The sequence below is a fragment of the Pseudoalteromonas translucida KMM 520 genome (assembly GCF_001465295.1).
GTDB lineage: Bacteria > Pseudomonadota > Gammaproteobacteria > Enterobacterales > Alteromonadaceae > Pseudoalteromonas > Pseudoalteromonas translucida.
On sequence record NZ_CP011034.1, the window covers coordinates 2,642,560 to 2,654,896 of the forward strand.

The 12,337-nt window shown below is 39.8% G+C and carries 12 protein-coding genes; 4 read left to right on the forward strand and 8 right to left on the reverse strand.

The genetic code is table 11. From position 1 onward, the window contains the following. Positions 1 to 20 precede the first annotated feature (20 nt). The 3 genes from PTRA_RS12195 to PTRA_RS12205 all read right to left on the reverse strand — a co-directional run bounded on the left by PTRA_RS12195 (position 21) and on the right by PTRA_RS12205 (position 3,006). Entirely contained in the window at positions 21 to 1,214 is a 1,194-nt protein-coding gene (locus PTRA_RS12195) for a glycine C-acetyltransferase (protein ID WP_058373977.1), read from the reverse strand. 176 nt (positions 1,215 to 1,390) lie between these two features. Beyond that, positions 1,391 to 1,948: a D-glycero-beta-D-manno-heptose 1,7-bisphosphate 7-phosphatase gene (gmhB, locus tag PTRA_RS12200; RefSeq protein WP_058373978.1), complete on the reverse strand. Its 558-nt coding sequence runs from the start codon at positions 1,946 to 1,948 to the stop codon at positions 1,391 to 1,393. Beyond that, positions 1,948 to 3,006: a glycosyltransferase family 9 protein gene (locus PTRA_RS12205; protein WP_058373979.1), complete on the reverse strand. Its 1,059-nt coding sequence runs from the start codon at positions 3,004 to 3,006 to the stop codon at positions 1,948 to 1,950. The genes gmhB and PTRA_RS12205 overlap by 1 nt, the downstream gene beginning before the upstream one ends. A 123-nt stretch (positions 3,007 to 3,129) precedes the next feature. Here PTRA_RS12205 and PTRA_RS12210 point away from each other — a divergent pair, with 123 nt between their 5' ends. Beyond that, positions 3,130 to 3,849, forward strand: coding sequence for a 3-deoxy-D-manno-octulosonic acid kinase (locus tag PTRA_RS12210; protein ID WP_058373980.1), 720 nt, complete (start codon positions 3,130 to 3,132; stop codon positions 3,847 to 3,849). Positions 3,850 to 3,862: 13 nt separating this feature from the next. On the opposite strand, the gene PTRA_RS12215 is transcribed toward PTRA_RS12210, so the two are convergent. Together PTRA_RS12215 and PTRA_RS12220 are read right to left on the reverse strand one after the other, a co-directional pair. Continuing rightward, a complete protein-coding gene (locus PTRA_RS12215) occupies positions 3,863 to 4,948 on the reverse strand; it encodes a glycosyltransferase (protein WP_058373981.1) in 1,086 nt (361 codons plus the stop codon). Next, on the reverse strand, positions 4,948 to 6,018 hold the full coding sequence (locus PTRA_RS12220; protein ID WP_058374598.1) for a hypothetical protein: 1,071 nt from the start codon (positions 6,016 to 6,018) through the stop codon (positions 4,948 to 4,950). The genes PTRA_RS12215 and PTRA_RS12220 overlap by 1 nt, the downstream gene beginning before the upstream one ends. A gap of 210 nt (positions 6,019 to 6,228) precedes the next feature. Here PTRA_RS12220 and PTRA_RS12225 point away from each other — a divergent pair, with 210 nt between their 5' ends. Next, complete coding sequence (locus PTRA_RS12225) at positions 6,229 to 7,752, forward strand: capsule assembly Wzi family protein (RefSeq protein WP_083497545.1); 1,524 nt, start codon at positions 6,229 to 6,231, stop codon at positions 7,750 to 7,752. 100 nt (positions 7,753 to 7,852) lie between these two features. Here the strand turns inward: PTRA_RS12225 and hldE are convergent, their stop codons facing one another. After that, positions 7,853 to 9,292, reverse strand: coding sequence for a bifunctional D-glycero-beta-D-manno-heptose-7-phosphate kinase/D-glycero-beta-D-manno-heptose 1-phosphate adenylyltransferase HldE (hldE, locus tag PTRA_RS12230; RefSeq protein WP_058373983.1), 1,440 nt, complete (start codon positions 9,290 to 9,292; stop codon positions 7,853 to 7,855). Further along, positions 9,292 to 9,882 carry an SIS domain-containing protein gene (locus PTRA_RS12235; protein WP_058373984.1) on the reverse strand — a complete coding sequence of 197 codons (591 nt, stop codon included), beginning with the start codon at positions 9,880 to 9,882 and terminating at the stop codon, positions 9,292 to 9,294. Before PTRA_RS12235 ends, hldE begins: the two co-directional genes overlap by 1 nt. A gap of 238 nt (positions 9,883 to 10,120) precedes the next feature. Between PTRA_RS12235 and waaA the strand changes: the two genes are divergently transcribed. Both waaA and PTRA_RS12245 read left to right on the forward strand, forming a co-directional pair. Continuing rightward, the gene (waaA, locus tag PTRA_RS12240) at positions 10,121 to 11,404 is read left to right on the forward strand and encodes a lipid IV(A) 3-deoxy-D-manno-octulosonic acid transferase (protein ID WP_058373985.1); all 1,284 of its coding nucleotides are present in this window, start codon (positions 10,121 to 10,123) and stop codon (positions 11,402 to 11,404) included. Next, complete coding sequence (locus tag PTRA_RS12245; protein ID WP_058373986.1) at positions 11,401 to 11,949, forward strand: DUF1415 domain-containing protein; 549 nt, start codon at positions 11,401 to 11,403, stop codon at positions 11,947 to 11,949. Before waaA ends, PTRA_RS12245 begins: the two co-directional genes overlap by 4 nt. A 49-nt stretch (positions 11,950 to 11,998) precedes the next feature. Here PTRA_RS12245 and PTRA_RS12250 read toward each other — a convergent pair whose 3' ends face one another. Beyond that, complete coding sequence (locus PTRA_RS12250) at positions 11,999 to 12,328, reverse strand: YdbL family probable chaperone protein (protein WP_058373987.1); 330 nt, start codon at positions 12,326 to 12,328, stop codon at positions 11,999 to 12,001. Between the last annotated feature and the right edge of the window lie 9 nt (positions 12,329 to 12,337).

Below are 12,337 nucleotides of genomic sequence, written 5' to 3' on the forward strand. Positions count from 1 at the left end.
TAGCGCGGTTTAAAATAAAATTAAATTACGCCCATTTCTTTACCAATACGGGTAAAGGCAGCAATGGCTGTATCAAGTTGTTCAATGCTATGTGCAGCTGAGATTTGGGTACGAATACGTGCCTGACCTTTAGGTACAACTGGGAATGAAAAACCGGTTACATAAATACCTTCAGCTAATAACTTATCAGCCATTAATGATGCAACTTTAGCATCGCCTAACATAACAGGAATAATGGCATGATCTTTACCACCACAGGTAAAGCCAGCTGCTTCCATTTGCTCGCGGAAGTATTTAGCGTTTGACCAAAGCTTAGCACGAAGCTCGCCGCCACTTTCTAACATTTCAAGCACTTTAATCGATGCAGTCACGATTGCCGGAGCTAATGAGTTTGAAAATAAGTAAGGGCGCGAACGTTGACGCAACCACTCAACAATTTCTTTTTTACCTGATGTATAACCACCCGACGCACCGCCCAGTGCTTTACCTAATGTACCGGTAATAATATCTACGCGATCAAGCACGTTACAATACTCTGGTGTGCCTTTGCCATTTTCGCCAACAAAGCCCACAGCATGCGAGTCGTCAACCATTACTAATGCATCGTATTTATCGGCTAAATCACACACTGTGGCTAAATCACAAATAACGCCATCCATAGAGAACACGCCATCTGTAGCAATTAGCTTAGTTTTAGCACCTGCTTCGGTCGCGGCAATAAGCTGTTTTTCAAGGTCAGCCATATCGTTATTAGCATAACGAAAACGCTTAGCTTTACATAAACGTACGCCATCGATAATTGAAGCATGATTAAGTGAATCTGAAATAATCGCGTCTTCAGCGCCTAAAATAGTCTCAAACAGACCTGTGTTAGCATCAAAGCACGATGAGTATAAAATAGTATCTTCGGTTTCTAAAAACTCACTGATTTTTTTCTCTAATGTTTTGTGAATGTCTTGCGTACCACAAATAAAGCGTACTGAGGCCACACCAAAACCATGTGCATCTAAGCCATCTTGCGCTGCTTTAATTAGCTCTGGGCTATTTGCTAAGCCTAGGTAATTATTAGCACAAAAGTTAATTACTTTGCCTGATGCAACTTCAATTTGAGCTTGCTGCTGCGATAAAATAATACGCTCGCTTTTATACAAACCTTCAGTTTTTACGTCTTCAATTTGCTGTTGTAGCTGGCTAAAAAAAGCAGATGCTCTCATCTTTAGTCTCCATTTGATTTAACAGGTTAAACAGCAAAACAAAGCTACTGTTTATTATGTGGGGTATTGTAAAAGTTTAACGAATAAAATGCACTGTTTGCAGTTCATCGCAAATTATAAATTTGGCAGTAATTCCTGCCAGTTTACAGTGCCTGTATTAGGGGGCGTATTTAAATTTATAAAAGTGCTGGTAAATCATTAATTGAATTGAAAATAAAATCTGCAGTTTGTTTCGCGCTGTCATCAAACTGCTGGCCAGAGTGCACCAATACGCGCGTGGCAATGCCAGCTTGTTCTGCAGCTTGCATATCACTTTTTTTATCGCCTACCATAATACTTTGCTGCGGATCGATATTATGATCACTAATACCTTGTAGTAGCATACCTGGAGCTGGCTTTCTGCAAGCGCACTGTTTTAAATACTCAGGCAATGCATTTATAGGATGATGAGGGCAAAAATAAACGTCGCTTATCAGTATTTGATGTGCGCTAAACTGTGCTTTCATCCAGCTGGTTAGTGCTATAAAGTCTGCCTCGGTGTAATAACCACGACCAATACCAGATTGATTAGTAACAATAATAATTTTATAACCGGCATCATAAAATGCCTTGCACGTGCTAAATACGCCTTCGATAAATTCAAACTGCTCACTTTGATACACATAGCCATGATCAATGTTTACTACGCCATCTCTATCTAAAAATAGTGCTTTATTTTTGTGTGATTGATTCATTATAACGACTCTTTTTGCACAACATGATCAAACATCGCTTTTACCGCATCAATGGTAATTTGGCTCATTAAATCGTCACCTTTAATACGTGTGCCCCAAGGCAGCTGCTGCGCTGTTTTACCCGTTTGCTTAAGCAAGTTTTGATGGTATACCTCAACCACATAGTTTTGGTATAAATACGGCCCTGTACGCGCTGGGTTTGAATGGGCATATAGCCCAATAACAGGAGTGCCTACCGTTACTGCCATATGAGCAGGGCCAGTATCTGGGGCTAGCACTACACTGGCGCGTTTTAACACGCATAACAATTCTTTAAGCTTAGTTTTACCAACTAGGTTTAAAATGCGGTGCTGGCTGTGTTTAATAATATTATTGGCAAGGTTTATTTCCAGCTCGGTAGGGCCGCCGGTCAATACCACTTTAAACCCTTGCTGATGAGCATAATCTGCAAGCGCAGCATAACGTTCGGGAAGCCAATTGCGCTGCGCTTTACTTGCTGCTGGAGAGATAACAAACAGCTTATTAGATAAATATTCTGCAGTGAGTAATTCATCGGCTGTGTTTTGATCTTGCTGTGTGTAAGGCATTTCCCAACTTGGCTGATAATCATTTACGCCAATGGCTTTAGCAAAGCCTTTAAACCCTTCTAGCACATGCGCATGTGGCTGCGCTGCAATACGTTTATTTATAAATAAGCTATGCAGCTCTTTTGAGCGCGCCCAATCAAAGCCTATTTTAACTTTTGCAGGAATACAACGTGCAACAAACCCGGCCCTTAGTGCTACCTGCATATTAAGCAGTACATCAAATTTTTGCCCTTTAAAAGTTTGCTTTAAATTTTTCAGTGCCACGCTGCCTTGTTTTTTATCAAACACCACCAGCTCAATACCGGGTAAGTTGGCCAATAACATAGCTTCTACTTTGCCAATAACCCAAGTGATTTTTGCATTAGGATGCGCTTTTTGAATCGCTTGTACTGCACTTACAGCATGGCATACATCGCCAATAGCAGAGAGTCGTAAAATACAAATAGAGGAGTAGTTAGGCACTGGAGTCACGCGTTTCCTTGGGCATTAAATAGTAAAACCCGATCTTAAATTATAATCGCGCTATTGCAAGTACTTATCCTCGGCTTTAAAACGCGCTAACATAGGCGCATATTTAAGTAATACCCGTGAGCTATGTTCAAACAACACGTCCAAGGTAAGCATACTCTGCTGACCCACCCTAGTTATGAAAATCAGGTTAATTTAAACTGGTTTAATGCCGACTACTGGCAGCAACAAAATAAAATAGTGGGTGCTAAAAAAGGCCGCGCAATGGCGTGGTTTTTTAAAAATAATGAACTAACCGCTGTGCTGAGACATTATTGGCGCGGTGGCTTGGTCGGTAAATTGCTCAGTGACCAATACTTTTATTTAGGCCTTGAGCAAACCCGAGTATATAAAGAGTTTGCCTTAATGGCGCAGTTAATTGAGTTTGGCTTAAATGTACCGACTCCTATTGCAGCAAAAGTGACTCAAAGCGGGTTAATTTATCGCGGTGATATTATTACCGAGGCGGTAACAGGTGCCAAAAGTGTACTGGATATACTCGTTGAGCGTGCTTTAACTGAATCTGAATTAACAAGTATCGCCACAACCATTGCGCTCTTTCACCGTAAAGGCGTGTACCACGCAGATTTAAACATTAATAATATTTTGTTTAATGACACTGGCCAGGTATATATTATTGACTTTGATCGCGGTGAAATTAAAACGCCCGCCTTACAATGGCAACAAAGTAATATGGAGCGCCTAAAGCGCTCATTTTTAAAAGAACAAGGTCGTAACCCTGTATTTAATTGGCAAGCCAGCGATTGGCAAGTCTTGTATGCTAGTTACACAAAGTTTAAGCGTTAACTTACTTTAGCAGCTAGTTAGCTAAAGCCAAGTACTTAGCTGCCACCTGCTCTGCGCTTACTTGTTGTAAAATAGCTGCATTTGTAACGTTTGGTTTATCTGACAGCACTTGTTCAATTGCATGTGCTAACTGCTCACTTTGCTGTATTGGCACTAAATATTTACTTAGTTCACCTGTTAGTATTTCACTAGGACCAAAAGTACAGTTAGTGCTCACCACTGGTGTACCTACTGCAAGTGCTTCTATTAATACTGTTGGCAAGCCTTCATAATCTGAGCTTAATACTAGCGCTTTGGCATGCTTTATCCAATTATACGGATTTTGTTCAAACCCTGGCACAATAAGTTGCTCTGTAATTCCATATTGCTGTGCAAGTTTTAATGCCTTTGCCGGTTTATTACATAACAGTACCAGTTTGTACTTTTTATCTAACTTAGCAAACGCTGCAAATAAAATATCATGGCGTTTTTGCTTAGCTAACCGCCCAACATGAATAAGGTAAGGCACATTAGGAATGTTAGTGTTTAGCTCACTGGCTTGCTGATTGATTTTTTTTAAATCGAACGGGTTATAAATTGTAGTGATCGCACTTGGAGTAATTAAGTTACCTTGGGTAATTTCATTTTCAACCCCTTTTGATACACAAATGAGCGATTTTCCATTTAAATTTCGTTTACTTTTTTTAAGGTATAAATAAGAAAGAGGCCCTAATTTTTTTTGCCGTGCTAGTTCAGCATTTACTGAGTTATGCATAACAAAATGGACATTTTCGACATTACTACGAACAAGCAGGTTATTACTACGATCTAAATTTGACAGCACTAAGTCAATGTACCCAACTTCCCTTTTCTTGTTTTCAAACCACGACTCTAATTTAGCGACACTTGCTTTGCGCAGCCAAAAACGGTCAACCTTCGACGCCCTATCAGAAAATAAGCTCTCAACTTGTAAGTTACTTGGAATATCGTATTCAACGCAATTAGCGAGTGATAAAATAGTCACATTGTGTTTAAGTGCCGCTATTTGCTCAGTTAAAGTAAGCATTACTTTTTCAGCACCACCGCCAACAAGTGAATCAATTACTATCACTATATTCATTATTTACTTCCAAATAATAATGTTTTTACACCTTGGTTAATTACATCAAAACTATGCACGTTTGCAAGTAACGCGTAGTTACTGAGTATATTTTGATAATTAGGTTCAGTGATCATCTCGTTTACTTTATTAGTTATATCTAAAATATCAAGCTCGGCTTTTGTTACCACGCCAGTAGTAACACAGCGTGCAATACGATTACTTTGATCTTTTGATATAGCGCAAGCGACTGTGGGGGTTTGTACCGCAATAGCTTGTAATAATGTATCGCCCGCACTTAATAGCGCCACTTTAGCTTGGCTTAACAATGCCAAAAACTCACTACTCTGCTGACTTGGTATGCAAATTAATTCATCCGTTTGCGGTAACGGCTTGGTGTAATTGGGCCCAAAAACAACAACCCCCTTTAGCGAAGTACGCTGAGTTATGCTCAGTGCTGCTTGAAAATAAATATCAGCACAATTTTGACCGTTTAAAGTGTGTCCTCCTGAGCCTGCATTTACTATAAAATATTCATTTTCTGTTAAATCATAGTCGTTTAATGCTTGCTGTTTTTGTTGCTCAGAGGCAAACGCAGTATAGGGACCAACATTATGTGGATATGCTAAAGCAAAAGTATTTAATTTAAGCTTTTCTAACCATGTAAGTGGCTCAATACAGTAATCTGGCTGTATTACCCAGTGCACATCAATTAAACCAACACGATTAAACTTTAATCCTTTGGCTCGCTTTTTCTCATGTTGCGAGATGAAAACAACTTTTGCACCCACTTTTTTTGCCGCTTTCATATGCTCTGCACGTCCAGCACAATCAAACACCACCACATCAGGTTTATACTGTTCAATAAATTGACAAACTGCTTTGATTTCTTTGGTTGCCGACCTTTCTAAAAGTGTGGTTTCAAAAGGACAACTTTTAGCATAAGCCGTATGTTTATTTAAAATAAAGTGGATATTTATATCCCCTGAGCATTCATTTTCTAGCGTTTGCGCTAGCAAAAGTGAACGCATATATTCACCAATGCCCTCTGGTGATGATACAGGAATAAATAAAAGTCGTTTTTTGCTCATTACAATCTCAATTTCCGATTTGGCGCTTAGTATATCAATCACATAGTTTTAGCGATAGACAGCGACCCTTTTTATCTTATTTTTAGCCTTACTGCATCCATTTAGTTACTGCAATAAAATACTTTGATTGCTAAACTTAAGGTAATTAAAATCACAAGGATCTGAACTTTGCGAAACAAAATTTTTATATTATCTTCACTTTTTTGCGCAATGAGCGCGTCGGTTAACGCAGAGCCATGGGTAAAACCAGATGATTACGGGTTAAGAGCTGATATTCAACTTTTAGCCGATGCTGGCGTTATTTTAGCCCCGGTAACCACTTACCCTCTAATGTGGAAGAGCTTTATAAGTGAAGTAGATAACACTCCACTAGGCCAATTATCGCCAAATTTGCAAGATGCTTTATTACGTGTAAAACATCGTTATAAGTCAGAAAACACGGGGTCTCACAGTGTACAGCTGTCTGCTTTTGCAAGTTCAGATACTATTGTTGCCACCAGTTTTGGCGCAACTAATACCCAAGAGTCAGAAGCATCTGCTGCTTACGCCTATTTAGGCGACAGCTTTGCCGCTAAAGTAGCGGTTAATTATCGCAATGATGGCAAAAAATGTTTTGTAGCGGGGAAAACTGCAGACGATATACTGCTAGATGAGCAAGCACTTACTGACTGTAATGACACCTCTTTTGATGGCAGTTATATAGCTTACCGTTTAGGTAACTGGATTTTTAGAGCCGGTGCCATAGAGCAGTTTTGGGGACCTGGTATTGATAATAGTTTAATAATGTCGGGCAACGCTAAACCATTGCCTGCAATGAGCGTGACTCGTGAGCAAAGCACTGCCTTTGAAACCCCTTGGCTAAGCTGGTTAGGCCAATGGGGATTTACCGCACAAATGGCTCAGCTAGAGTCTACTCGTGTAATTCCTGATGCTTTATTGTGGAGTACTCGCGTTAACTTTAGACCACTACAGCAATTAGAAATTGCACTGAGCTGGTCAGCACAGTGGGCTGGTGATGGCCAACCTAGTTCAGCGAGAGATTTTTTCGACTTAATCACTGGTAAAGACGTTATAGGCAGTGTCAATTGCCCTGATTCTGCTGATAATTGCGAATCAGGGTTTACAACCCTTGCTGGTAATCAATTAGCAGGCTTTGATTTACGTTGGTCAGATACTTTATTCAAACAACCTTATGCCTTTTATATTAGTACTATTGGTGAAGATAGTAACGGCGGTATAATCCCCGTAGATAGAGCTTATCTTGCTGGTATTACAACCACTACACATATTTATGATCAAAATTTACTTTTTAATATTGAATATACCGATACAGCTGTTGGCTGCTCTGAGATTCCTGGTGGACAAAATTGCTTCTACGAACATTTTGTAACCTATAACTCTGGTTACCGTTTCCATGGACGCACTATTGGCTCAACATATGATAATGATGCAAAATCACTGGTGTTAACCATATTGGGCCAGCTTTCAAATGGTGATGATTGGCAAGTTAAGTTACGCGACATTGATTACAATAACGATAATAGCGATAGCTACCCTAATAACCCTGATTTAGGCAATACCATTACTAAAACAGCCTATAACAGTAAGCAGCTTGAAATACGTTACAGACAACTTGCTATGGGTGGACGCTTAACGCTAGGCGCTTTTGCATCAAATAACGATGCAGCAGAGAACGACACATCTGCATTTGCTAAATACGAATATAACTTTTAAATTCGGCACTTATTATCCTAAACTAGGATAATAAGTGCAAATAAAAAGGGATGAAAACACTGTTTTCATCCCTTTTTTAATTCATTAATAACCGTCGTAATTACTGCTTAATCTTACTAATCACTTTTGACGTTGAACACCCATCTAAAAATTCAAGCACCTCTACTTTTCCGCCGTGAAGTAGCACATGCTCAGCACCAGCTATTTGTTCAACCGTGTAGTCGCCGCCTTTAACTAAAATATCAGGGCTAATTTGCTCGATTAATTTAGCCGGTGTGTCATTTTCATCTGCACTGCCAAATGGAATAACCCAATCAACAGAAGAAAGTGCACTTAATACCATAGCTCTTTCATCCAGCGGATTTATTGGCCTATCATCGCCTTTTAATCGTGATATAGACTCATCGTTATTTAGCCCCACGACTAATCTATCGCCACGCGCTTTTGCTTGTGCTAAATAGCGTACGTGCCCAGCGTGCAAAATATCAAAGCAGCCATTGGTAAATACAATTGTTTCGCCATTTTGTTTTGCAAACTCTATATGCTGCAGCACATCATCAAACGGAGTTTGATAATGCTCACCTGTGGCATGTAAATATTGACCCAGCTTACGGCTAAGTTCTTCTGGCGACACTGTGGCCGCACCTAATTTACTCACCGCAATACCCGCTGCTAAGTTAGCAATTTCCACTGCGTTTTTAGGTGTCATTCCCGCACCTAGCATCACGGCTAAAGTTGCAATAACCGTATCTCCTGCGCCGGTTACATCGCTCACTTCAAGCTCTTGCGCAGCAAAATCATACTTTTCAGTCGCACTAATTAACGACATTCCTTGCTCTGAACGCGTTAGCAACATTGCTTTTATGCCTGCGTCACTTATGAGTTTACGCGCACTTGCTGCCAAGCTCTCTTCTGAGTCTGTTTGCCCACCCGCTAATTTAAACTCATTTAAATTTGGTGTAATGTAGTCTGCACCTCTATATAAGTGTAAATCAGACGACTTAGGATCAACGAGTACCGTTTTCCCTGCTTTTTTAGCTAGGTTTATCATATTCTCAATCAGGCTCAATGAACCTTTATTGTAATCAGAAAACACAACAAAATCGTACTCATCAAGTACTAGCTCTAAACGATTTAATAACAGTTGGCTGTGTTGCTCTGTAAACGTCTCTTCTAGATCTAGACGTACAACTTGTTGATGACGGCTAATCACTCGCATTTTAGAAATGGTCGGTAAGTCGCATACACTTACTAACTGTGAATTTATTTTTTCACCTTCTAAAATACCTTCTAATATCTGTCCACCTTCATCTTCGCCTATTAAGCCAAGTAGGCCCACTTTACCATCTAATCGGGCTATATTTTTAGCCACGTTTGCTGCGCCACCGGCTTTGTCTTCTAATTTACTTACTTTAACTACCGGTACCGGAGCTTCTGGCGAAATACGCCCTGAATCACCATACCAATAACGGTCAAGCATTACATCGCCAACCACCAAAATACGCGCGCCTGATAAGTTTTTTAATAGCGATAAATCCATTACTGCTGCTCCGCAACTACCATATCAATAGCTTCACATAACCAATGGCCAATAAACATGTGTGCTTCTTGAATTCGCGCTGTTTCATCGTTTTTAATAATAATAGGTAATTTAGCAATATTTTTAACTTCACCGCCATCACGCCCCGTTAATGCTACGGTAAAGGCCCCTATTTTATTCGCTGCTGCTAACGCTAGATTAATATTAGCGCTTGTACCTGATGTGGTTAACCCTATAACTAAATCTTCTGGCTTACATAAGGCCTGTACTTGGCGTTCAAACACAGTGTCAAAATGATAGTCGTTACTGTGCGCAGTTAAAATTGACGTATCGGTTGTAAGTGCCATAGAAGCAAGTGGACCACGCTCTAATTTATAACGCACTACAAATTCTGCCGCTAAATGCTGTGCATCGGCCGCACTACCACCGTTACCAAGCCAAACAACCTTACCACCTGCTTGTAATGCACTATGGCACACTTCTAACAATTGCATAGACTCTTGATGATAAGCCCCCATCGTTTCAAATAATGCTAAATGACGGTTTAAACTCTCAAGGTAACTCGTTGCTACTGAATCGATAATTGACATGGTAAATTCCTCTAGGAATTGAAATGGCAGGAAAAATTAATTTCATTATTCCATAAATCTATACCCAAATCACCACAATATACATATTACTGAAACAGGTATTTTGAGCAAACTTGAATAGCGTTATTATTATTTTATCGGGTAGCAGCTGAACACAAACCATATTTTATCTTTTCTGTGTTTAGAATTGATCATTTTCACGTTAAACTAAGACGACTTACCCTCATAAAAGCTTAGTATGGCACGCATTTTTTATTCACTCGCATTAATGATTATTAGCCCACTAATCGTATTTTATTTATATGTATTACGCGGTAAAAAAAACCCAGGTTATAGAGCGCACTTTAAACAGCGCTTTGGTTTTGTGGACAAGTCTTTATTTGCCAATAACAATAAGCCGCTGCTAGTGCATTGTGCATCAGTAGGTGAAGTGCTCGCAGCTACACCGCTGATCAAAGCAGTGCAAAAAGCGCACCCTAGATTAAATATACTTATAACGTGCAACACCCCTACTGGTCGTGAGCAAATTATTACGCAATTTAAAAATACGGTAGCGTGCTGCTATTTACCTATGGACTTTCCATTTGCAACCGCCCGATTTTTAAAACGAGTAAAACCACAAGCTCTGTGTATTTTAGAAACTGAACTCTGGCCCAATCTTATGGCAAGTAGTCGCAACAGAAATATTCCGGTACTTGTTTTAAACGCCCGCTTGTCTGAAAAATCACAACAGGGTTATCAAAAAGTAGCTAAGCTAACGCATATTATTATGCGTTCTATCACTGTATTGGCCAGCCATAATAAAACTGACGCCAAACGCTTTATAGAGCTTGGCCTTGAGCCACATAAAAGTAAGGTTACAGGTTCAATAAAATTTGATATTACACCCACCCAAGAACAACTAACTAAGGTAACTGCACTCAAACAGCTTTATAATTTAGAGCAGCGCTTTATATGGGTTGCAGGCTCCACTCACCCTATCGAGCATGAGCAGGTACTTAACGCCCACCAAAAACTATTAGAAAAACAACCCAATGCATTACTCATAATAGCGCCGCGCCATCCTGAGCAGTTCGATAAGGTTGCAGATTTACTAACGCAAAGTACACTGAGTTTTAGTCGCCGCAGCAATAATAATTATAATAACGAAAACGTCTTGCTAGCAGATACACTTGGCGAGCTGCAATACCTATATGGCGCTGCTAATGTGAGTTTTATTGGCGGTAGTTTAATTCGTCGCGGTGGCCATAATCCACTTGAATCAGCTGCATTTTCGGTGGGCGTTATCAGTGGTGCGCATACCTATAACTTTGATCATATTTACCCTGAGCTTATAAAACTCAAAGGCGCTATTGTGGTTGATAATGCTGATGAACTAACACAACAACTTATAGCACTAAGTCAAAATAGCAAAGCATGTCAAACTTTAGGTAAAAAAGCAGCGCAGTGCGTGGCCAATAACCAAGGTGCTATACAAAAAACACTTAACATTATTAATCAATATTTAGAGCCAAAACCGTGACTAACATAGCCATAAGCCAAACCCGCGAATGGGTTTCAAATGTTATTGTAAAATATAACTTTTGTCCCTTTGCCCGCAAAGAAGTAGAAAATAACTGTATTCATTATTTTGTAAGCCCTGCAAGCAGCATAGACGATGCCGTAATGGATATGCTTGAACAATGTATTGAGCTTGACCGAGAGGCTGCACGCGAAACCACACTTATTATGTTTGATAACGGCTTTAGCGACTTTGAAGACTTTTTAGACTTGGTTGACTTAGCCAACGCGCTGTTAGTAGCCCAAGGTTTTGAAGGTAAGTATCAAATTGCTAATTTTCATCCCGATTATGTATTTGCCGATAGCGATGCAAGCGATGCGGCAAACTATACTAATCGCTCCCCTTTTCCTACTTTGCATTTAATTCGCGAAGCGAGTATGAGCGCAGCACTTGAGAGCTATAACGAGCCTGAGTCTATACCTGAGCACAATATAAATTTAGCAAGGCGCAAGGGTATCGATTTTTGGCAACAGTTACTCGAAGGGTGTAAAAAACCGAGCGCCTAAACGCTCGGTTATATATAGCAGTAAATAGCATATAACAGTAAATAACTCGTTATTTTTTAACCCAATTGCCATTTACTTCAACAAAGTGACCTCTTTGGGTTTTTTCGATTGTTTTTGCCGCCGCCAACGCTTCTACTTGCGACAGTGACAAGTTATTTTTTTGCGCTAATTTTAAATACTGTGCTTTACGCTTAGCATTAATGGTATCAATGACCACTTTAGCTTCTGCATTTTGTACCACTAAGCCCAAATAGCCTGAGCTATCTTCGCCTACTAAACCTTGGTTTTTAGCATCATCTAAACTAATAGCCCATGCCGAAAAAGACATACATACAGCACTAACTAATGTAATTATGCTTAATTTTTTGTTAACTTTCATATCCTAGCT